The sequence below is a fragment of the Coraliomargarita parva genome (assembly GCF_027257905.1).
Classification (GTDB): domain Bacteria; phylum Verrucomicrobiota; class Verrucomicrobiia; order Opitutales; family Coraliomargaritaceae; genus Coraliomargarita_A; species Coraliomargarita_A parva.
Genome location: NZ_JAPZEI010000003.1, coordinates 74974 through 98916 on the forward strand (window position 1 = coordinate 74974; position 23943 = coordinate 98916).

At 53.1% G+C, this 23943-nt stretch carries 14 protein-coding genes; 10 read left to right on the top strand and 4 right to left on the bottom strand.

All coding sequences use genetic code 11. The features are described from left to right. Positions 1-9 precede the first annotated feature (9 nt). Positions 10-1863 carry a cellulase family glycosylhydrolase gene (locus tag O2597_RS04870; RefSeq protein ID WP_269523074.1) on the top strand — a complete coding sequence of 618 codons (1854 nt, stop codon included), beginning with the start codon at positions 10-12 and terminating at the stop codon, positions 1861-1863. A gap of 595 nt (positions 1864-2458) precedes the next feature. Here the strand turns inward: O2597_RS04870 and O2597_RS04875 are convergent. After that, a complete protein-coding gene (locus tag O2597_RS04875; RefSeq protein ID WP_269523075.1) occupies positions 2459-3490 on the bottom strand; it encodes a LacI family DNA-binding transcriptional regulator in 1032 nt (343 codons plus the stop codon). Positions 3491-3563: 73 nt separating this feature from the next. Here O2597_RS04875 and O2597_RS04880 point away from each other — a divergent pair, with 73 nt between their 5' ends. The 3 genes from O2597_RS04880 (at position 3564) to O2597_RS04890 (ending at position 9017) form a co-directional block, all read left to right on the top strand. Next, positions 3564-4898 (top strand): sulfatase-like hydrolase/transferase, encoded by a 1335-nt coding sequence (locus tag O2597_RS04880; protein WP_269523076.1) that lies wholly within the window; start codon positions 3564-3566, stop codon positions 4896-4898. A 94-nt stretch (positions 4899-4992) separates the two neighbouring features. Then, a complete protein-coding gene (locus tag O2597_RS04885; RefSeq protein WP_269523077.1) occupies positions 4993-5745 on the top strand; it encodes a PEP-CTERM sorting domain-containing protein in 753 nt (250 codons plus the stop codon). 149 nt (positions 5746-5894) lie between these two features. After that, positions 5895-9017 carry a sulfatase-like hydrolase/transferase gene (locus O2597_RS04890; protein WP_269523078.1) on the top strand — a complete coding sequence of 1041 codons (3123 nt, stop codon included), beginning with the start codon at positions 5895-5897 and terminating at the stop codon, positions 9015-9017. Between the two features lie 266 nt (positions 9018-9283). On the opposite strand, the gene O2597_RS04895 is transcribed toward O2597_RS04890, so the two are convergent. The 3 genes from O2597_RS04895 to O2597_RS04905 all read right to left on the bottom strand — a co-directional run bounded on the left by O2597_RS04895 (position 9284) and on the right by O2597_RS04905 (position 14340). Continuing rightward, positions 9284-10687: a sulfatase family protein gene (locus tag O2597_RS04895; RefSeq protein WP_269523079.1), complete on the bottom strand. Its 1404-nt coding sequence runs from the start codon at positions 10685-10687 to the stop codon at positions 9284-9286. A gap of 20 nt (positions 10688-10707) precedes the next feature. Continuing rightward, positions 10708-13167, bottom strand: coding sequence for a sulfatase family protein (locus tag O2597_RS04900; RefSeq protein WP_269523080.1), 2460 nt, complete (start codon positions 13165-13167; stop codon positions 10708-10710). Positions 13168-13659: 492 nt separating this feature from the next. Beyond that, a complete protein-coding gene (locus O2597_RS04905; protein ID WP_269523081.1) occupies positions 13660-14340 on the bottom strand; it encodes a PEP-CTERM sorting domain-containing protein in 681 nt (226 codons plus the stop codon). A gap of 144 nt (positions 14341-14484) precedes the next feature. Between O2597_RS04905 and O2597_RS04910 the strand changes: the two genes are divergently transcribed. From O2597_RS04910 to O2597_RS04935, 6 genes are all read left to right on the top strand, one after another. Continuing rightward, positions 14485-15498, top strand: coding sequence for a LacI family DNA-binding transcriptional regulator (locus O2597_RS04910; RefSeq protein ID WP_269523082.1), 1014 nt, complete (start codon positions 14485-14487; stop codon positions 15496-15498). Between the two features lie 137 nt (positions 15499-15635). Next, entirely contained in the window at positions 15636-17057 is a 1422-nt protein-coding gene (locus O2597_RS04915; protein ID WP_269523083.1) for a hypothetical protein, read from the top strand. 233 nt (positions 17058-17290) lie between these two features. Continuing rightward, a complete protein-coding gene (locus O2597_RS04920) occupies positions 17291-18715 on the top strand; it encodes a sulfatase-like hydrolase/transferase (RefSeq protein ID WP_269523084.1) in 1425 nt (474 codons plus the stop codon). Positions 18716-18799: 84 nt separating this feature from the next. Further along, positions 18800-19525, top strand: a complete 726-nt coding sequence (locus tag O2597_RS04925; protein WP_269523085.1) for a PEP-CTERM sorting domain-containing protein — start codon at positions 18800-18802, stop codon at positions 19523-19525. A 213-nt stretch (positions 19526-19738) separates the two neighbouring features. Beyond that, on the top strand, positions 19739-21256 hold the full coding sequence (locus O2597_RS04930) for a hypothetical protein (RefSeq protein WP_269523086.1): 1518 nt from the start codon (positions 19739-19741) through the stop codon (positions 21254-21256). A gap of 13 nt (positions 21257-21269) precedes the next feature. After that, positions 21270-23915 carry a right-handed parallel beta-helix repeat-containing protein gene (locus O2597_RS04935; RefSeq protein WP_269523087.1) on the top strand — a complete coding sequence of 882 codons (2646 nt, stop codon included), beginning with the start codon at positions 21270-21272 and terminating at the stop codon, positions 23913-23915. Positions 23916-23943: the final 28 nt, after the last annotated feature.

The following is a 23943-nucleotide window of genomic DNA, read 5'->3' on the forward strand; positions in this document are numbered from 1 at the left end:
CTGACTGATATGATGAGAACACGAACACTCTTACGTTCAATGACTTTAGCCGGCGTCTGTCTACTTGGCTTGACCAGCGCCCATACGACTACTGAAGCATCGACTGATGAAATTAATCTGCAAGAACTGCTCGATCAGGGTAAGACCGTTCCCAATCTTTACGGGGTCAATATACGCTGGTATGACAATGAGAAAGGGATGAATGCCTGTGAATCGGTTGGGGCTAAATGGATTCGCATGGACATGGCCTGGCACAAGCAGGAAACCGTCAAGGGCGAGATCGACTTCTCTCAAATCGACAAGCTCATGTCCGACGCCAAGGCGCGTGACCTTGGAGTCGTTGCGATTCTGGATTATACCAATCCGCTCTATGAGCCACATGGTCAGAGGAAGATTGTCACAGACGAAGGACGTGCGGGCTTTACCCATTTTTCGACTGAACTGGTTAAGCGATATAAAGACCAGAAGGTTGTCTGGGAAATTTGGAACGAGCCAAACAACGCGGGCTTCTGGAAGGGAAACGATCCCGCAGAATACATGGCATTAATCAAAGTGGTGTGTCCCGCGATCCGTGAAGTGGATCCGGATGCCATCATTGCAGGGCCTTCGATTTACAAGACCTTCTCCAAGGATTTCATGAAATACTGCTTCAAAAATGGGCTCCTTGATTATGTGGATGTTTTCAGCTTCCACCCTTACCGTCGTAACCGGCCTGAAGATGTTTTGCTGGACATGGATATCATTCACGAGCTGATGACGCCCTACTTGAAGGACGGACAAACCCCGCCACCGATCATGAATAGCGAGTGGGGCTTCCCTTCCACGCGCTACGGAGAGCTCGGGGCAGCCATCCGCGTGCCGCGCCAGATGCTGCTGAGCATCATGCTCGATTTTCCGATTTCGATCTATTTTGATATTATGAATGCGGGTTCGAGCCCGACAAACAGCGAGCATCGTTATGGCCTGCATACGGCCCATCCATACTACGTGCCGCGTCAAACTGGTAGTGCTTACATGGCGACGCTTCGTGTGCTGGACGGCTATCAGTTCAGCCGCCGGATTGTTCCTGAGGGCACGGATGATCCGGATCTGTTCCTCCTCGAATTCGTCAAGGGCGACGAAAAAATCTATGCGCATTGGGCCGGTAAGGAAGACGATGCCGCTACGATCGACTGGAGGTTCCCGCAGGATTTGGGAGCAGTGCGTAAAATCACGATGTTTGGGCAGCGCTTATCGGGTGACCTTTTGCCCGGGGATCAGATGACATCCACCACATCGGTCGAGTATCTGGTGCCGTTGACCGAAGATCAGCTTCAGGGGAATTGGTCGGTCAAAGCGCAGATCGAGCCCACGACTCAGGCTGGCTATCTTCCATGGGCTGAAATGCTGGGGCAAGGTGGTCCTGGGCAGGGAGATGTCGAATGCGAACAGAATACAAATCTGATCAAAATCGCTGGAATGCGGGATCTCCAAACCGGTGCCATCGATTTCTGGATCAAGGTTTCGAAGGAGGACTATGGCAAAACGCTGATTAGCGGCGGCGATTTGAAGAAACCATTCAATACGCTGAAAATCGCTTTGGATGCCGATGGAAATATCACCGCTACGCACTGGGCTTGGCCGAAGAAGGGCTGGTATCCAGAACTCAGCAGCCAATTCCCCGTCGATACCGACACATGGATCCGCGTGACTTATCAGATCGGTTCCGAAGGACGTCGCCTCTTTATCAATGGTCAGCCCTTGGACCGGGATCTGGCTCAAAGCGAGCGCCAAGCCTACTCGTTCCAGTATCGGGCTGAGCCAAAGCTCTCCAGCGAAATTGGATTCCTGCAGGTGATTAGCGGGAAGGGATTCCGGCCTTAAGCTGGGGTAGCCGATACCACGGAGTGCCTAATCAAACCAGCGGCGGACTTTTATATATAGTTCGCTGCTGGTTTTATTGTGGGATTGGGTGTCCACATTCTGTCCGTCGTCGTCGACCCGCTTTAGTCGGTCGGCAGAAAGTAAACACAATACCGCATCGCCAAAACGGGTCGCACTGCTAAAGCAGAGCGACTACGTTCTTCAGCTTCAGTTCCCACCGGAGTGTGTCTGTATATTATGGAACTGCATCTAGTGTGGTGTCAGCTAAGTAAGCTTCAGAAAGACACCTCGTTCTTAAGCGTTGTGAGAGCTAACGGAGCTAGGGCGTCCCGCCCTAGTGCCCAACCAACACTATTATATCAGGGCAGGATGCCCTGACTCCGTTGACGCCAGATACGCCCATTTATAAAGTAAGGAACTTAGCTGACACCACACTAGTCGACACGGTAGATGTGTTCCTTCATGACGGCGACGCGTCGCTTTGCGTAGGCATCCTTGTCGGTGGGATAAAGGTTCTGATTCAGCCCACGATTATCCACCATGATGGGTTCAGTTGTAGCTTCCGTATTGAATCCGGGGCTGAACAAACAAATCGCTACAGATCTTCCCAAGCTCCCGCTACTTGCATACTTATAGCTTCAGAGATCGTTCCAAATTCTCGACGAAGCAAATGGGACACCACGATGTCGACCGCTTTCTGGCCGACAATATCAAGGCGCTGATTGATGCCACTCGATTTGTTTCCGGGTAAACCTTTGTTTAGAATCGCCATGAGTGGCGGCTCCAAATGCTTCTCCTTATAATAGGATTTGGCGGCTTTTTGTAGAATGTCATTTGAATACGTAATGATGACATCCGGTTGGTGATGACGGATCGCTTTAAAGACTTCATCTGAAACATTCTTTTCATTCGGCAACAACAGTAGATCGCCATCCAAACCTAAGCGTGCACTATGTGGCACAAAACTATCCTGCCACTGATTTTCCACACGATCATCCTGCCAGGCAAACAAGAGCAGGAGTGGTTTTTTATAGCCGGACTCCAATAAGTGAAGAAGCGCATTTTTCATGGAAGCATATGCAGAATGCGCGACACTCGGTATGCGTGGATACAATAACGAGTAGCCAATCGCAACACAGGCAAATGCGTTAAACTCGAAACCTTCAAAATCCGCGGGACCCGTATGAGGGGAATCCTGCACGATGATACCACAGACTCCCCGGGCTTTTAGTATCGCTGATAAACGCCGCGGGGTCATTCCATCATGGGAGAGGGAAAACTCCTCCAGGCGATAGCCCAATGCTTCGGCACGCTCCTTTGCGGCGGGAAAATATTCCAGTTGTCCCCAGTGCAAATCAGGCACGCGGTTTCCCGGCCAATTGGAAATGTAGGCAATCGTCGTGCTGTCCTGTCCTGGCTTGGAATCTTTACGGTATGCGGCCAGTGCCGAGAGTAAGGGATGCTTGCGATAGCCAAGCCGTTCGGCTGCTTCTTGAACCTTGATGCGTGTCGCCTCTGCGATATGCGGATGCCCCGCTAAGGCCCGGGATACGGTGGAGTGGTGCACGCCAGTCGCCGCGGCAATATCTTTGATGGTTACATGCACAACAAATAGAGCGTCCTGCACATGTTTGCAGGACAATCAACATCGAAGCAATCTTAAGTTGGTGGAAAGGTGTTTCGAATAATCCATTAAGCCAATGAATCAGGACAGTCACTCTCGTTCACCCAATATAATTTGGTTCATTTGCGACCAAATGCGCGGACAAGCTACCGGCGCTAATGGCGATCCTAATGTGTTCACACCAAATCTGGATAATATGGCCATTGCCGGGACAAATTTCACAGCTGCTGTCTCGGGCTATCCGCTTTGCTGTCCTTATCGTGCGAGTATGTTAACCTCACGCTATGCACACAACCATTCGGTTCAGCTGCATGAAGATCGACTCGACCCTTCTTATGCAGTCGTCACTGACGTGATGAACGAGCACGGCTACGACACGGTCTATTTGGGGAAGTGGCATATTGCGGGGTTCAAAGAAAGAAATGGACGGGCTGCCACATGGACGGTGCCGAAGGAATGTCGGGGCCGTTTCAAAACTTGGATTGGCTATGAGAATAACAACAGTCAGTGGGATTGTTACCTGCACGGCCACGATGGCGACAGGGAGATCGAACACTTTAAGTTGAAAGCTTATGAGGCCGACAGCCTGACGGATATGGCACTGGAGCGGATTCGTGCCCGCCGTGAAGGCGATCCGCCGTTATTCATGGTGGTATCAGTTCAGCCGCCTCATATCCCGGGGCTGGCTCCCGCCAAGAATCGTCGTTATCAGGCGCAACAGCTCGATCTAAGGCCCAACGTGCCACAGATGACTGAGTCGCAAGCGCGCTTTGACCTTTCCGGTTACTATGCGCAGATCGAGAATGTCGATCACAATGTGGGGCGAATTATGGATGAGCTGCGGGAGCAGGATATGATCGATCAGACACATGTCATGTTTTTCAGCGACCACGGGGATATGATGGGCAGCCATGGGCGTTTCGGAAAATGTGTTCCCTACGAAGAGTCCGTTCGTGTTCCTTTCATCATCGGCGGAGGCGTGCCGATGCGTTATCATGGCCAGGAAGCGGGTAATGCGCCTTGTCTGCTCAACCATGTGGACGTGGCACCAACCACACTCGGATTGGCGGGGATCGAAGTGCCCGATTGGATGGAAGGTTTCGACTACTCTCATCGCCGAACAGGTAAAAACTATGAGGAGCGCGTCAGTGAGGAGCCGGAGAGTGCCTACCTCCAGCTCCTCGGCCCACGCGAATCCAGTTATGCCTGGCGTTGTGTGGTTACAAAAGACGGTTGGAAATATGCCTGCGTCGAGAGCGGGGAATGGCTCTTATTCGACCTGAACGAAGATCCCTTTGAAATGACCAATTTAGCCTTCAATACGCGATTCCGTCAGAAGCGGGAGGCGATGAAGGCGCTTATGCGGGAATGGATTGATAAAACCGGCGACAGTTTCCCGATGCCGGAGTGATTCTGTTGATCGAACTTTCAAAGACAGCTCTGCACATGTTTGCAGAATCGCCCTTATTTACATATCCGCAGAATCTTTTCTCAATATTTGAATCATGAAAAATAACACCCATTACCTACTGACATCATTCTTCTCCGCGCTCTTACTCAACGCAGTTCCATCTGCCCACGCGGCAATCGTAGCCGGTGACACCATTGTCGCCGATTTTACAAATACGACAGGGGCCCAAACGACCTTAGCCGCTACCGGTGAATACTGGAATAATCTAGAACTCGCCGATAACACGAATTTCTCGACGTTGAGTTACGTAATTTTCTCGGACATGGTGCGTTATACAGACGGCGCTGCAACCGGAGTGTCGTTCATTCAAACAGGTGGGGGGAATTCCGGAATGGGCGGTTTAGACGTCTTAGCTGATGACGCGGCGGCAATTTTTCCGGTGACGGGCCCGCTGCCTACTTCCGCTCAAGAGGATACCTTTTGGGGTTCAAACGGTTCGACTTATGCCTTCGACGGTCTTAATGATAGCCTGCTGTATAATTTTAGCATTCAGTCCTGGGTCAGCGATGACGCCGATCGCGACGCCCTCGGCTGGATTATCAATGCTGGCTTGGCTAGCGAGCAAACCATTGTCGTTGATCCGAATGATTCGCCTTCGGTTTACACCTTCAGCAATATTGCTACCGATGGCTCGGGACGCATCACCCTAACTAGCGTATCGACCTCTGGCACTGGTGCGCAACATATCAATGCATTCGAGTTGACTGCAGTTATCCCCGAGCCCGGCACCTTCGCTTTAATTACCGGAATGCTAAGTATGGTCACACTCGTCTGGCGCCGCCGTTAATGGCAGGTGTAGTCGGCCGACCCGGATTTTAACGCCGCTTCCGAGACTGGGAGCGGCGTTTTTTTTGACCAGGTCTCTGTTTTGTTTGAGCCCCCAAAATTTTGCAGGCGTTCACCGTCTAATCATTAGCAAGTTATCTCTGTATCAACATGAAGTGTTTCTCAAAGTTCGCACTCTACCTTCTTCTATTCAAGTTACTGGCATTGCCTGCCTACGCAGTTCATTATAAGGTCTTTCTCTTGGGCGGTCAGTCGAATATGGTCGGTCGGGGTGCTACCTCAGAGCTACCTGCCGAGCTTCAAGTATCACAAAGCGATGTCTTACTCTATGAGTTTGGATCGCTTGCAGCTCTCCAGCCCAGTGGAACGAACTTTGGGCCCGAGATCACCTTCGGTCGTCACATGGCGGACCGGTATCCAGATGAACATTTTGCACTGATTAAATCAGCCGCGGGTGGCACAGATTTGGCAAATGACTGGGACCCCGAAACGGGGGCGGTATATACCAGTTTCCGCAATGCAGTCACAAACGGTATCGCGGCGCTCAAAGCAGGTGGGAATACCACTGAAATCGTCGGGATGCTTTGGACCCAGGGTGAGCGTGACGCCCGGTTGGGCCGGTCGACCCAGGAATATACGGATGATTTAATCGAATTCATCGCTGACATACGCACCCGTTATGGAACCGCTCTCCCGTTTTTCCTCAGCCGGCTGTCGATCCACCAAACGGACTTGCCGTCTGATTCACTGGCGGGGATTCGTGCGGCTCAAGAAGCAGTGGCCGCTGCCGACTTGAATGCCTATCTGATCGATACGGATGAATGTGCTTTGAGTAATGACAACCTTCATTTCAGCGCGATCGGGCAAATGGCACTGGGCGAGGCGTTTTCTGATACATACCTCCGGTTTATGAACCCCGTTAATATCCTTTTTATCACGGCAGACGACTTGAACCACAACATAGCGACTTATGGTCATCCCGTGGCGCAAACCCCAAACTTGGACACACTGGCCAGCCAGAGTGTCAAGTTCGAGCGTGCTTACTGCCAGTGGCCGGTGTGTGGCCCATCACGGGCAAGCTTTTTGACGGGCCTGTATCCAGATCAAACGAATATCAAGGACCTGTATACGTCGGTTCGGGAGACACTGCCGGATGCCGTGACTTTACCGCAGTATTTTATCAACAACGGCTATCAGGTGGCACGGGTGGGTAAGCTTTACCATATGAGCAATCCGAATGCTTTGGGGACGAACGGCGAGGACGATCCGCAGTCTTGGCAGGAACGTTACAACCCCGTGGGCGTCGACAACTCAACCGAAGTTCAGGATGAGATTTTTATCCTCAAGAACGATGGCAGCGGTTGGAAGGCGGGCGGATGGAGGGGCACTGGAGCACGACTCAGCTACCTTCCAGCAGAGGGCCTGACTTCGAACAATATCGATAAAGCAGACCCGCTGAATCACTCGGACGGGATGGTGGCGACGAAGGCGATCGAATTGATTGATGCCTACACGGATTCCGATCAACCGTTCTTCCTCGCGGTCGGTTTCTACAAGCCGCACACGCCCTTTGTGGCTCCCAAGAAGTATTTCGATCTCTACGATCCTGACGATATCATCTTACCAGTGGTGCCCGATCCGATCAGTGACTACCATGCGACTTTGCCTTCGGGAGCGGTTTACAGTATTCGCGATCACTGGCCGGAGCAGCGTCAGCTATCGGAAGTCATTGCGAGGCAAACGATCCTATCCTACTACGCGACCATCTCTTTCCTCGACGATCAGCTCGGGCGTGTCATCGCAGCCTTGGACGATCCGAATGGTGATGGCGACACCTCCGATAGTGTGCGCGATCATACCATCATCGTATTCCTATCGGATCACGGTTACCACATGGGAGAGCACGACCATTATCAAAAAACGACCATGTTCGAGCTTGCGACGCGCACGCCATTGATGATTTGTGCGCCGGGTGCTCCAGCCAACGGTCAGTCCACACAGTCCATCGTCGAGCTTGTCGATCTCTATAAGACGGTCGCAGACCTTGCTGCCTTGCCTGAGCCGGATGCAATCGAAGGCGTCAGTCTGGCTCCTGTATTGCAGGATGCCACTTCGCAGGTTCGCGATAGTGCACTCTCGCAAATTGAATTTTCCAATCCCAGCCATATTGCTTACACGCTACGCACGGATCGTTACCGATTGACCCGGTGGGATAATGGTGGATCGGACCAAGTTGAACTTTATGATCACCTTACAGATCCCGACGAATTGAACAACCTCGCTTACAGTGCTCCCTCCACTTACGCCGGTTTGATTGCAAGTTTGGAAAATGAACTCGATCTGCGGATTGCCGAAGCGTCAACAACAGTTGTGGACAACCCTTTCCCTGAAACTGTATCCAGCACACCTTACACCGGCTCAAACACGATTATTCCCGGGCGACTCGAAGCGGAAGACTATGATCTGGGTGGCGAGGGGGTCGCTTATCATGACACCACTGCAGGTAATAGTTTAACGGGAACCGCATACCGCAATGAGGATGTGGACATCGCCATTTGCAGTGATGCAGGGGGCGGGTATAACATCGGTGGCTTAGCGGGTAATGAATGGCTGGCCTACACGGTCAATCTAGCTCCTGGGATTTATGATATCCATTTCCGTATGGCCTCCGCCAATACTGGTGTGATAGCCGGGCTCGATTGCTTTCTGGAGGGAGCGCTTGTCGGTTCGGTGGATGGCCTTGCGACCGGTGGCTGGCAGTCCTGGCAGACTGCAACGCTCACGAATGTTGAAGTGAAACCCGGCGGTGCAGACCGGAAACTCGTTCTTCGTCGAACTTCAGGTGGACAGATTTTTAATCTCAATTGGATCGAGTTCGAGCTCAAGCAAACCAATTTGACTTTGTGGAAAACACAATTCGACGAGGTCAGCCCAGTCGCGCTGGCAGATGAATCTGACAGTGATGGCGACGGCTTTACGACGGTGTTCGAATATCTATTTGATACCGATCCGACAAACACCGCTGATTTTCCTATCGCTGCATATGAATTCAATAATGTGACACAGAGGGCGTCTTTGAGCTACCCGCGTCAGCACTTGGATAGCTCGCTGACATACGCACCCCAGTGGTCAACAAATTTGATTCAGTGGCACGAGACCGAGTTCGTTCAGGTGAGTCAGATTGATTTAGGCGCGATCGAACAAGTGTCCTATGCAAAGGCAATGGATGCTGGCGGACAAATGTTCCTGCGGGTCTGCGTTTCAGGATTCTAGTGTGGTGTCAGCGAAGTGCCTTACATTTAAGATTGGCGTCAACGGAGTCAGGGCATCCTGCCCTGATATAAGAGCGTTGCAGGGGACTAGGGCGGGACGCCCTAGCTCCGTTAGCTTTCACAACTTCTAAGAACCAGGTGTATTTCTGAAGCTTACTTCGCTGACACCACACTAGAGCAGTCTGTATTCAGAAATCGCTGATGTCTCGTGATTGTGCTTCGTTTTTAATTTCTGCGCCCTTTTCAGTTCTGGGGCAGAGTTGGAAGTTATTTCGAGTGATTGAGAGGAAGGTTTTCCATCCAGGATTCGACGGCTTCGTCTGAGCTACGATTTTGAAATGCCGGCAAGGCGGGGTCGTTTGTCGCGATCATCCAATCTTCGAGCGTGTTCCGAAGATTGTTGATGGTCTCTTGAAATTCCGGATGATTGATCAAGTTATGACGTCCATCCGGATCGTTGGCAAAATCATAGAACTCTTCCGGCACACGGTAGGTAAATAATTGGACGCGCTCAGCGACCCTGGAATCAGTCTGTGCCGCTTCGCGCATGGCCTGCATCGTTCTGCCGGACTGTGATTCATTTTTGAAGACGCGGTGGCCATTCGACCAGGGGTTGAAAATGTATCCAAAGCGCCGGTTCTGCACGCCGCGCATGGGGTAGTCTTTGTGACCTGCGGTCTGATGGAACTGAGTAAACAGCAAGTCTCGGCCTGATTGCTCCCGGCCTTCAAGGAGGGGGATAAAAGATGCGCCGTTCATGCCTTGCGGGAAGGGGATGTTCGCTGCCTCCAGTAGCGTGGGCATGAGATCGATCCCGGAAATGAAATCTTCGCTGTTGTGGGAGCCGGGAGCAATCACGCCGGGCCAGCGCATGATCCACGGCGTGCGCGTGCTGTTGAGGTAGCAGTTGGTTTTGGCAAAGGGAAAGGCCATTCCGTTGTCGGAGAGAAAGATGACAATGGTGTCCTGCTCATGACCGGCCTCTCGAAGCACGCGCAGGACTTCGCCTATGGTGTCGTCGCATCGCCGCACTGAGCTATAATACTCGGCGATTTCCAGACGGACCTCAGGCAGGTCTTCAAGGAAGCCCGGCACCTCGATTTCCTCTGCTTTGAAGCAACGCGATGGAATGGCTGCCGGGTGTTCGTCGTCTTCATACCATTCCGGGTTATCGTTTCCATAGAAGGGGCGGTGCGGATCATGCGAGTTCAGCATGAGGAAGAACGGCTGCTGGGGCTCCCCTTTGTGACTCAGGAAATCCTCCATGTCTCTCGCGTAGAGCTGTGGATTACGGCCGTATCCCAGCTCCTCGAAGTCTTTTTGCAGGTCCCATTGGAATTCAGCGTAAGGCGTAGAGTGTCCGACTTTCCCTAGTATGCCGACATGGTAGCCATTATCTTTCAACAACTGTGGGAGAATCGGCACATCGGGCAGACGCAGGTTATGGAAGCCTTCACCGCCGCTGCAGTGCGGGTAGCGGCCCGTGAGTAGGGCGGATCGGCTTGGCTGGCAAACCGCGATCGTGACATGCGAGTAATCGAAGCGCATGCCTTCGGCTGCCAGTCGATCAATGTTGGGAGTCGTTCCCGGTACGGGGCAACCATACGCGCCCACGGCATCCCAGTTCATGTCGTCGGCAGTGATCAGTAATATATTCGGTGGCTGTTTCATCTTTGCAAAGATCTGCGGGTCTATTCAGTTTCCGGATACACCTCCAGTGTTGCAAATAAGCTGTTTCCGCTGAACGGCAGACTGACTTCAACCGTCCGGCTTGTATAGTCTATATTCACATTGGGATCATTCCGGGCAATGACCGACCAGTCTTCTTTAGGTGTCGCGAGATCTTCAGTCGTGCGAACGCTCCAATCCAAATCGTAGACACCATAAGCGATTTGAAAGGTGAATGAGTTCTCTGCCGGGTTTAATACCGGCAGATGGCTGAGGCTGTGTTCCGGGGCGGCCCCTAAAAAATAGCATAAGCCATTGGGCAATCCGAATACGTTTTGTGCGTTTGTGAAACCCAGGTCTGAAGCTTCCGGTTGCAGCAATTGCCATTGTGAAAATGATTCGGGGTAGGCGTAAGCGATCACTTCGAAGCGAAGGTCAATGGCTTCGTTCGCGCCGCTTTCTTTGAGGTTGTCTCCTCCGGGGTAGGGTGCACTTAAATCCCGCTGGGTGGGGAGCCCTTGCCCGGAGGGCAAGGCGTTGCCGTCGGCGTCACTCACTACCGCATAATAGCGAAGGCCTCCTTCGAGCTTGATCGGATCAAATTGAAAACGCATCAGAGCTCCGGAGGTTCCCGGGTTGGCCACTGCGTTGGTCGAGGTTGCGATGATATTGCCCCGATGGGTGAGATCCGTGAAGGCATCGTAGAGCGTGAGATTACAACTGCCGGCCCCTGTGGTGCTATCTGTTGAGTAGAATCGAACTTCACTGAGAAACCATCCGTCCTTGTCTGGTGGAATGGTGAAGGATTGCCCGATGTTTAGGGCACCCGCATCGCCGTCCTGATTCGGTTGTGAAATGATAGGGAGGCGGGGATTCAATGGTTCGGGCACTGTAACCGCGAGTGTTTCGGACCAGTTGGATTCGTTGCCGAGTAAGTCTCGGACGCGGTAAGTGATGGCCATCTCTCCTGGAGTGCCGCTGTAGAGAAATGTATATTTGCTGCTTCGGGTCCATTCACTGAGCAGGCTCTCCGGGAGTGAACGGTATTGATATTCCACAGGGCCGTTCCGGTCGGTTGCCGACTCTGCTGTGACAACAAAATCGCCTCTTGCGGGTTTGATGATTGCCGCCGAGTTCCAGTTTGAGTTTGCGAGGCGGGGGGCGAGACTGCGGTCGGCAACATCAGCATCAAATCCGGCGAGTGCGGTCTCCAGCATTTGATAGCTGGCTAGTGCGTCGCCTAGTAAACTGCCTGTGTCGAGTGGGGTCGATTCGAGGATGTCTGCATTCAGATCGAAATAGGAGCCATTGCGGTAAAGTTTAAATGAGGTATTCTGGACGCAATCCGTGGCCTGCGATTCATTGTCGGTTCGAGGCTTATACCAGCAGTAGATCCATTCTCTAGGACTGCCGCTTTGGCCCAGCATTTGAGGCAGGAAAGACTGCCCATCGAGATCACCTGTGGTCGGCAAATCCACGGCTGAGAGCATGGTTGGCAGTATGTCCGTGAAATCGACCAAGGTGTCGCTACTGCTGGATGCGGGCACATGACTCGGCCAGCGAACAATGAGTGGGACATGTGTGCCCGCATCGGTCATGAGTCCCTTGCCGCCCCGGATGCTCTGTCCGTTGCAAATGGAAACCACGTTGTCCTTCGTGCCATTGTCTCCGGCAAAGATGACAATGGTGTTGTCGCTCAGGTTCAGTTCGTCCAGATGGGTCAGGATTCGGCCGACCATCTTGTCACTGTAGGCCATCATCGAGCCGAAGTATTGGGCATCATCCGGCTCTGTTGTGGCGGTGGGATCGTAGTCCGGGTCATCCGGGGTGGGTAGGAATGGATTGTGCGGGAGCAGCATCGGGTAATAGACAAAGAACGGCTCCGATTGGCTACGGGTGATGAAGTTGTTGATCTGGTTCACGACCAGGTCCGGACCGAAGAATTCGGGGCCTGCCGGATAGTTCAAATGAGCCCCATTCCAACCTTCGGCCGGAATCGTCGCTTCAAATCCCGGGGCATAATAGCGCTGGGGCCGCCGCTCCAATTGCCATAGGTAATATTCGTCAAAGCCGAATTCAATCGGATCCTGTGAGGAACCGGATTGCTGTTCCGACAGCTGCCATTTGCCCCCGATGAAGGTGCGGTAGCCTGCACTGCGGAGGTAGTTGGCGAAAGTGGTTTGCCCTTCATGCAGCAGCTCGAACACATCGTAGTTCCGGACATTGTATCGCCCCGTCATGATTTGCACCCGGCTGGGGGTGCAGAGCGGTTGGGAGTGGGCGTTGTCGAATCGGATGCCTTCATCCGCGAGCCGGTCGATCGACGGTGTCGCATAGGATGTGCCGCCATAGGCACCGACGGTTTCGTAGCCCATGTCGTCGGCAAGAATGAGGATTACATTCGGCTGTGCGGATTGAGCATTTGTGGTGGCACCGCATGCCACTAAGGCAGCTGTGCACATTAGACTTTGTAGGATGTTCATTGAATTGGACTCAAAAAGCCAGCGGAAGAACAGACATTCCAGCTGCCGTTCCTGCTCCGGTGGCTAAAAAGCAAGGTTCATGGTCTATGGCGCTAACTTAAGCTTCAGTGCCGTAGTCGCACCGCTTTAGCCGTGTGACCGAGCGGACTTGCGGAACGGTCTGCACATGCGGGTGGCCGGCTAAAGCGGGCCACCTACGTTCTCGATTCAAAATTAGTTCCGACTCCTTCAGTTAGCGCCATTCAGGTTATGGTTAATTGCATTGGAAGCTCCTGTTCTGGAGGGCTGCGCTCTGTCGCAGCCGCCAGCTTTTACAGATCAAGTTCTGAGTATGGACTTCGCCTACGAACGGCGGCCACGGAGGTCCGCCTCCATTGCTCGCATTGAGCAGACGAAGCGACTACTAATTGCTCCACTGAGTTTGTCGATGATCCAACAGATAACCACAAACCGCGTGAGTTGTGATGATCTGGAAAAGAAGTATTAAAGAACCTATTTCTTCCTGCGAAGCACCATGACCCACATCAGCGAGGAAAGACCGGCGAGCATGGCAAAAGTGCCGGGCTCCGGAATGGCCGAGACAGTGACATCATCGATTCGGAAGCCCTGTCCGGAAGTATTTTGAACTGCCCCGTAACCATAAATCCGGAATTCTACTGTGCCTGAAAAATCATCAAATGCGGAAGATAATACAATGGTCTCAACGGTGTTTGTGTCTGCGCTCGAAACTGTGTTGGTTCCCAATACTGTGGTGAAGTTATCTCCATCCAGATCCGAACGTAACTGCCATGACTTAGGTCCGTTTGTCGAATGGTTCCATGCAAATGAGACTTCGTCCAAGTTAACGCTGCCACTGTCAACTGTCAGGGTGAACGTATAATATCTTGTGAGATTCGGATCCGTGTCGTTGGAAGCCCAATTTTCCTGATTGTTCCCGGCTACATTGGCAGCCGGTTGGCTGGCACCGAGAGTGGAGCCTGTATAAAAGAAGAAGGTTGCGGTCGTGGCCGAGTTTGCGTGGTCGAAAGTGCCGCCGGTTATGTTGGCTGCTTCGGTCGTGGGATCCAGTGAATCGCCATCGAAACCGTATTGCAGCAGGGTCGTTTGCGCATTCAGGGATAAGCCGAGCAGTGCGGTCGCCGCTAAACTGAGCAGGAGTGTCATTTTTCTCATGTTAATGAAGGGGTTCAGTTTGAATTAGAAGTGAATCAGTCGAGTCTGCTTGGGGCTCTTTAACTGACGCATTCCATTCACTCAAAATTTCCGTCTTGTCTCAATCTGTGCGAGTGCGCAAACATGTGCACATTCTGTTTGCCTATGCGAATCACGACCATCAAAGACATTGCGGAAGAGCTGGGTGTGCACCACTCGACGGTCTCCCGCGCCTTGGCAGGTAACTCACGGATATCGGAAGCCACACGCACAAAGGTATTGGAGGTCGCTGAACGATTGGGCTACCGGAGCCATCCCTTATTGTCGGCGCTGGGATCTTATCGGCGTAATGCGACCCCCGGAGAGGGGAGCACTACCATCGCATACATCACCAATTGGCCGGGCGGGAAAGCTTCCGGGTATAATTGGGGGCAGGGCGAATATTTTCCCGCTGCCGCCGAGCAGGCGGAACGCATGGGCTACCGTCTGCAGGAGTTTTCACTTACCCTAAATGACATGACACCTGGCCGCCTGTCGCAGCTTCTTCAGGCGCGCGGTGTTCCCGGCGTGATTATTCAGGATTCGCCCTATACGCGTAGTGAGGACCTGGAGGGCTTTGATTTCAATGCCTTCGCTTGTGCTGTGATTGGCTATTCCTTCAAGGCTTCCGATTTGCCTCGTGTGGTGCATTCACCCTTTGCGTCGATTCAAACTGCGCTCAAGAAGATTGCGGATAGAGGCTTTCGGCGACCTGTCCTTCTTTTGGATGCTTGGCAGGATGAACGGGTCGACCACCAATGGCATGATGGCTTCATTCCGGAATGTCAGCGACTTGGCATGTCGGGGCACTTTTTGCTGCTCCGGCAGAGGGAAGATTTGAAGGGGCAAGTCGATGAGATACTTGACCAATATCAGCCGGACTTGGTGATCACATATGCCAATAACGACATTCTAAAAGCGGTGGATGCCTACTATCAGAAGAGTGACGACGCGACACCACCATTCGCACTGCTGAATATGGGTTCAACGCCGGACCATCCCTATGGAATCAACCAACACCTGGACGTCGTCGGCCGTAAGGCTGTGGACGTTGTCGTATCGCAGTTACTCCGTCGTGAGCGGGGGCGTCTCCATGAACCGGTTGTGATACAGGTCGTGGGCACATGGAAGGGCGCATGATGTGATTTTTTGTAATGTGTTACACTGCGGGATTGACTGAAACATTTTAAGCGTAGGAGATTGGCAGGCTGAAGCTTCGAATTGATTCCAATCCCCGTTTCCGCAATATCCGGTTAAAACGAACTCTGAATAGGTATATGGCAGTCAAAGAAATCTATTACCCGAGCAAAGTTGAAGACCCGAATACGGTGCTCAACCAGGAGCTGCTCGACATGTCGACGGCCCAGCTAATGAGCTGGCAGCAGGGCGTGGGGCGTTTTGGGCAGCTTCAGATGCATGCCTGCTGGGGGCAAAAGTCGAGTTTGCTGCGCCGTTATCACGGCCAAACGATTTCCCGGTCGTATGTTTATCTGAAGGGGATGATGCAGCTGTTCGACCACACCCGCGATGCGCGCTGGCGCTGGTTCGCCGATGATATCGTTGCGAATGTCTTGAACCTCCAGGCACCGGACGGCGGCTTTTTTCACTCAGGGGATGCGGGGGAGCCGACTTACTTGACGGATCATGACAATACCTGTCCGATCCATCAGGGCTTCGCTTGCCTGACTCTATTGAACTACCTCGGTTGGGAGCATGCGCTCCCGGACCGTGAAGAGCGTATTCATCTGGCACTTCAAAGGAATTTCAAGTGGTTCTGCCGCGAGTGGTGGCAGTATGGTAACACATGGGCCGGTCGCTTGAAGACACCGGGTTTCTGCGGCGTGACGAACCAGGATCTGGTCGTCATCGCGGCGATGGCCAAATACATGAAGGTCTGCGGGGAAGCGCGTTATTTTGAGCAATACGGCAAGCCGGCGTTGGATTATTTCCTTAGCCCGGAGGTTTATTACGAGGCGCTTGGATTGTTCGAGCGTTGTGACAAGCCGAATTTTGCCGAACGCACGGGCTATAATTACGTGATCCTCGATGTGCTGGAGTATCTTTACGCCTGCACGGAGGACGCGCGGATATCCCAGGTCATCGACAATGTCCGGGCCCATCTTTTCGACGCAGCATATGAAGAAGACGATGGTTTGCTCTATCTCGCCTGGGGGGCGCAGACGGATCCGGTCGATAAGAGTCATATCATTGGTTGGGACCGATATCCACATGTGCTGACAGACCTACCGTATCTTTTGTGGCACATGAAGGCGCACCTGGCTCGTTTCCCCGACCAAGAGAAACAGGAGATTGTGAATCGTCTGGAGAGGACGCTCGCAGCCTATGTGTATGCGGATGGCACCCAGGCGCTGAATTTACGTGGCGGCGATGCGGTCTTCCAGATTGCCGGCACTTTCGTGGCTCCTTTGTGGTTGTATCTGATCCGCCGATTGGGCAGCGAAATTCAGAGTCCGCAGCCGGTGCGTGTCCCGACGGTTCACCGCAAGTGTGGCAACTTGGTCTGGAAGTCGAACGAGAGACTCTGGAGTTTGGAGATGGATGGGAAGCGTTGTTTCGCCGGTCTTAAAGCCAACGAGTCGGCCCTCGCCATCGGACCGGAGGAGGGGATTTACGGTGCGGATTTCGCGACGCTGGAGGAACCCGATTTCGTCGAGCACATCCCGCTTTTGATTAAATAGGTCGTAGGGAGATCGCTTGTTCTAGTGTGGTGTCAGCAAAATAATTTTCAGGATCAACAGGCCGGTCATCCGAGTTCTGCAAGTAGCGCGCCGCTTCAGCAAGCGTGCAGAGCATACGCTTACAACGACGTTCGCTTGCTGCCATCGACAAGCTCAGGCCAGGAAAGCGGCGCGCTACTTACAGACCAAGCTTTTAATGGCGTGAACTTCACTGACACCACACTCGGATAGCCATGACTCAATCGCCCAACATTATACTGGTTGTCGCGGACCAGCACCGCGCCGATTTTCTCGGGAGTGCCGGCCATCCGGTTGTGCAGACGCCTCACTTCGACCGTATGGCGCAGCGTGGAATTCGCTACAGTAACTGTGTCTCATCGGCTCCACTGTGCATGCCGTATCGCTGTAGCCTGCAGTCGGGGGTTTATCCTTTCCAGCATGGTGCCGAGGACAACCGTGGGCACCTTGAGCTGGATCGTCTGGAGGGGGCGCCGCTGGCCGAGCTCTTTCAGGATGCCGGTTATCAGACCGCTTATTTCGGCAAATGCCACTGGAACCGGCAAGAATCGGGGCGGGCGGGGCAATACGTCGCTCCGGACCGACGCTTGGCTTGGCAGCATTGGGAGGGCTGGAATAATGGGCACTTCAGTTATGACATGCCGGCCTACGATGCAGAGGGGCAACTGGAAGGGCGCTGGTCCGGTTTGTATGAGCCGGAGATTATGACGGATCGCGCCATGCGCTACATGAGTGAAGTGCGCGACCCGGACCAGCCGTTCTTTATCCAGATGAATTGGCATCCGCCGCACAATGCGACGGTCCAGGAAGAGTTTGAGAAGATGCCGGATGCGTTGGATCGGGCACGTCTATTGAACGACGAGCTTGGGCTGGGCTTGCCGGAAGAAGCTTACTCTTCCTATTGGTGGTTCTGCCAGTGTTTCCCGCTGTGGTTGGTGTTTCCGGTCGTGCCACAGCCTTTCCTCGATCTCTATGAGCCCGGGATGTTTCCGGCACCACCGAATGTGAATCCGCGTTTCCGCTCGTCCTATGGCTGGTTTGCCAAGGAATATGCCGCCATGGTCAGCTCGCTGGATGCGCAGATGGGGCGCTTACGGGCCTATCTCGACGCTTCCGGGCTATTGCGTGATACGATCGTGATCTATACTTCGGACCATGGCGATTATCTCGGGACCGATCCGATCAACTCGCCTTTCCGGGGCAAGGGCAGTCCGGCTCCGGAGTCCGTGCGGGTGCCGATGCTGATCGAAGGGCCCGGCATCCCGCAGCAGGCCTCGGTTGACGAGCGTCCCTGTAATACGATGGATTTGTATGCGAGCCTGCTGGAGCTGGCCGGTATCGAATCTCCGCTGCGGCTGAAGGGCAGTTCCCTGATGACTCCGGCGGTTTCGGATGTCTGCTTGTCCTCCGTATTGCGGGTGCGGTCTGTGTTTGACGGTGAGTTGATCTACTCGATCGCGCCGGATGAAAGCGGGAAGTGGTCCGTTGAATCGCTGCAGGCTGCTGACCTTCCGGCCAGATCGGAGAATAATTGCGTCAACTTTGATCCACAGAACCCTCAACATCGTATTTTGCATGACGCACTGGTTGAGTTATTAGGGAAGGAAGGAGAGAGGATTGAGATGCGTGGGATTGTTTGAGGCTTCGGTATTGACTCGCAAATATACCTCTGTAATACATTACACCTCGTACCTGCCCTCTGTTTATCCCGAAGTTATTGAATTATGAAGGTCTCGAAATATGTTAAGTTTCTCGCCCCCATGTTTTTCTGTGCGCTGATACAGGCGCAAACACTCTTTACGACGGATTTTACAGGGACGAACTATGATATGCCTACGGACTGGAACGTGGTTTCAGGGGTCGTCGGAGATTCTGGGACGAACGGCTTCTATTATTACAATGACGCCCTCAGGTTCAATGGCTCTGGAAATGGATTGGCGTTATACACCGGTTCATTTGACAATGGTTATGCGAATGATGGGACGCTCGATGACTTCACGATTGTAAGCAATTTCTTCAAATCTAATTCTGGTACAACGGGTATTGTTGGTCGTAGTGACGTTACGGGAGAGAACTTTTATACATTTCGAATCAACAATACGACGAGCTTCGAGTTATACTGCTTTGACCAGAGTGCGACAACCTATGCTACGAAGATCGGTAGTGCGAACATTGAAACCCCATCCGCATACGTGTACCCTCAGGTCTGGACGCTTGTCGCCACATTTGAAGGGACTACGATTAGTGCGGATTTGATTGATAACGATGGGTTGATCGTCGCTTCAATCGAAGTTGAGGATAGCACCTTCTCTTCGGGCTATGTTGGTGTGCGCGGTCAGGTGACTTCTTATTGGGATGATTTTACGGTGACCGCCGTTCCAGAACCTTCGACTTATGCCTTGTTGTTCGGCCTGATTGGCCTTGGTTACGTCTTTGTGCGACGTCGGTAGTGGAAGGGACATCAGAGCGTCCCAAAATCTCTACAGCGAAAGCGCGACCAGCCTTCGCCGAGGCTTCCTCCTCTGCACGAGGCTACGGCGGACATGACGGCTTGGCGTGCCGGCAAATTCGAGGAGAATGCCGTTTTTTTTTGTTTGCCAATCGATTTGGTGTGCTTGATTTTTGCAAAATGCAATGCGTTGCATGCTGAGCCCTGATTCCACATGACAATACCTCGATTGAACCTTCTGAAGCAGGTCGCTTTTGGCCTTAGCTTATCGCTCCTCTCTCATTTTACGCTGCATGCTGAAGAAGTCGGCGCGACATCGGATGCTGATTCGACCGCACCAGTCTTCAAGCTAGGTGTGGTGACGCACATGGGAAAGCAGTTTCAAGGTTACAGTATCGAATCGACGACGCAACGGTTGAAAGACGCCGGGATCATGTCGTTTCGTGACGAGATTTACTGGAAGGAAGTCGAAAAAGAGAAAGGCGTCTTAAAGGTGCCCAGCTATGCGGATGAGATGGTCAACACGGCTTTGGCGAAGGGGATCGATCCGCTGATCATTTTGAGCTATGGCAATCCGTTCTATGACGAGGGCGGTTACCCGCTTTCCGAAGAGGCGCAAGCGGGCTACATCCGTTATGCCATGTTCCTGATCGAACACTTCAAGGGACGGGTGCACACATTCGAGCTTTGGAATGAATGGGATATGGGGCTCGGTGTTCCGCGGAAGAAGGGCGAGCCGCGTAAGCGTCCCGATCCCAAACTTTATGCAGACTTCGTGGCATCGGTTTATCCAGTGCTCAAGAAGGCCTATCCGGACGTGACCTTTCTGGCTGGGGGACACGCCATGTTCTCGGTCCACTCCGGCAAGCCGGACTTGAATAGTAAGAACCCTTGGGAATTAATGCGTGGCTGGTTCGATGAGGTCTTGTCGTATGGCTTGATTCAAAATTGTGACGGGCTTGCGATGCACACTTATGTGAAGGCGGTGGAAGATCCGGAGCTCTGGATTCGCTGGATGCGTGAGCTGCAGGATCGCTATGCGAAGGATTACAATAATGGCCAGCCCGTCCCGATGTATGTGACTGAAGTCGGCTGGTTCACGCATTCCGGTGCTGGGGTTGACCACTACGTCCAAGCGGATCATATCGCACGCTTGGTGCTTCTGTCTCGCACGATCCCTGAGATCAAGGGCCTGTGGTATTTCAATATGGCCAACGATGTCTTTGGCATTTCGCATGGTTCCGGCAGTCCGCGCCCGGCCTATTTTTCGCTGGCCGATGTGTCCGAGCTCGTGAGCAATGGCGAATATCTGGGACGGGTTGAAACTTCGAATCCGAATGTATATATCCTGCGTTTTAAGGCTCAGGACGGCTCAGAGAAGTGGGCTGCTTGGAGTCGTGAGAAGTTGGGTTTTCGTGACGAGCGTTATAACAGTCCGGTCACTGGCTACTATGGTGTGCAACTTCAGAACGAAGGAGATACCTCAAAGCCTTTGCAGGTCCAAATCGCTGGCATGGGCCCTTATGAGTTGGTCTGGGGCCAATTGAAAACCCGCTATGGGAGCATCGATCCGACATTGGGCAAACTGACTGTGGGGCCACGTCCGCAAATTATTTCGGGGGACCTCTCCCAAGTCCATGTTCTCAGTGTGAAAGCGACCGAGCTTCCGGATAAGAAGAAGGGGGAACTCAAGGACAAGGACGGCGCGAACCAAGGCGTTGTGATTGAATGATCAGGGGATTCCGATGAAGTTCCTTGGCTCCGAATCTTTGCTGAAAATCTTTTGCACTCTGCTGGCTGGCACTCATGTGCTGACGGGGTCGATCTTGGCTGATCAGGTCAAGAATCTTCCGGATACCTTTTATGAGCGTCCCGGTTTGGAGGCGATGCCGCATATCAACTACGAGGCGATGCCGGTCGTGAATGTGAAGGAGCTGGGTGCGCTTGGAGATGGGGAACAGATTTCGAATCCATTCTTCGACCAGGCGGTGGAACAGCTTCAGGCGCAGGGTGGCGGTGTGATCTTCATTCCGAAGGGGCACTATCTGTTCCGCCATGACAAGGAGGACCCGACTGCGACGGTGATGGACTACGGGCGTCCGAAACTGGGCAGTATTTGGCCGGCCTTGAAACATTCGCGTTTGGAGGATATTCACTTTGTTGGCGAAGGCATGGAGACGGTCCTCGAGTTTGATTTTGCCGGTGACCGAGATCAATATGCTCTTCATGTCGCCGGCTTCTCGCTGGACAAAGCGAAAAATGTGTCGCTGCGGGATTTGTCGATCACCCAATCGCCCTTTTTCCGGCAGCGTCGGGGCGGGGATATCAAAATGGGATCCTCCTTTCGTGCGACGAAATGCCATGACATTCAGTTGACTGGCGTCTATGTCGACCAGGGAGAGCTTGGGATCGGCTTTTGGCACGGTGAAAACATTTGGGTGGTCGATTGTGATGTGCGGAATACGCGGGCGGACAGTATCAAGTTCGATGCGAGCAATCATGTGACCATGGCCTACACCCACATGGAGGAGCCGATGGATGACAATGGCTCAATGATCTATTTCCGCAAATTAGGGCACGAGCGGATTACGGATTTGAATTTGCTCTACAATACCTCGCTCGGGCCTGCCTTTGGGCGTGGCTTTATTTTCGGAGGATCGGATATCCGAATCGAGGGCAATTGGTATGAACGCACCTTTGGGAGTGGGATCACCTCTTGGGGCGATTATCCGAATGATTTTATCATCAAGGACAATACGCTGGTTCGCTGTGGCCTGGCGGCGCGCGCAGACAACCCCCGGAGCCATTACACTCAGCCCGAATTTTCCTCAGTGTTAAAATTTTCGGGTAAGGATGGCGTCGTCACGAACAATAAAATCTATGGTGCGGAGACACATGGGGTTTACTTCGGTAAGCTGGAGAATGTCCTCTTTGAGGGCAACCGGATTGAAGGTGGCCGGAACGGGGGAGTAGTGTTTGGCATGGGGCAGGATGGAGGCGACGGGCCTCTCTGCTCCGATCTGACCTTTCGCAATAACACCATGATTGCGAACGCATCGGACCTCGTCGTCCGTGGTGAATTTCATAATCTTCAAGCCGCCCACAATCGGATTTCCAACGAGGCACAATTGGATCATCTGAGTGGTGATGCCGATGCGCAGAGCGCGGTGGAGGCATCTCTGGAACAAGTGGATGCGGATTCGGGAGAATATCGTGATGTCTATGCCTTCGCCCGTGTGCCGACCGGAGCTGTTGCGGACCGGCCGATGCCGGAAAGACCTGCATCGGACAGTGAGCTTACTTTGAATGTCCGCGATTTTGGTGCGGTGGGCGATGGCCAGTCCAATGATTGTGCCGCCATCCAAAAGGCGATCGATGCGCTGCCGGAGTCCGGGGGCACTGTTTTTATACCGAAGGGCACCTACCGTATCGCTCCAGTCGAGGGGGAGGACACATTCGAATTTACTGCAATCCGACATCATCTTCTTGTCGCCGAACGTCGAAATGTGCGTGTGATGGGGGAGGGAGCTGGCAGCTTGCTTGTTTTCGACAGCCTGGAGCATCAGGGCCTGCGTTTTGTTGCCTGTGAGGATGTGGCCGTCTGTGGCATCGCCTTGCAGGCTTCTCACTCAGTTATGCTTCGTCGGAACCGTGCTTTACTCGATTTTTCCGGCTGCCGCGGCGTCTGGGCCGAGGAGATCCATACGCAAGGTGGCAATGGACCGGCGATCCAGTTGGATACCTGCAATCAGGCGGTGGTCCGGGACTGTGAGATCCGGGGTTCGAAGCAGTATGGCATCCGCGTTGAGGCGTCCTGCTGGGTTAAAGTTTTAGAAAATGACATTCGTAATATCCGTGATAGCGGCATTCACGTGGGTTACAGTGGTTCGATCCTGCGTGACAGTGACTACGTCGTGCTCCGTGGGAATCAGATCGATGGGACGACCGAGGGGGCCGGTCTGACGGTGATCTCCGGGAAGGTGGAAGTCGCAGATAACCAAATCCGGAACACCTTCCTGTCTGGGCTCTATGTTTACCAACCGGCCATGGGCTGGGCGATGAACGAGCTGAATGTGCATGACAACCTCTTTGAGTCCTGTGGCCAGCATGCCGTGCATTCGGCCATCCTCTTTTCAACTCCGTTGCGCCGGGGGGATCGTGGCCGGGTCAAAATCTACGAAAATACCTTCAAGGAGATTCCGCACCAAGCGGTTCATGTCACCTTCGGACGGAATATGGTCTGGGGACCGCAGGGCTTCACTTCCTTTGTCGTGAAGGAAAACACTTTTGAAGCTGTCGCCGGGGAAAAGGTCTGGATTGATAAGAAAATCCGTTCGGACAATAAAGACGGCGATATTCGGATTGAATACTTGGACATCGACCACCCCTGAGACCGGATGTCCTAAGTCTATGGTTTTT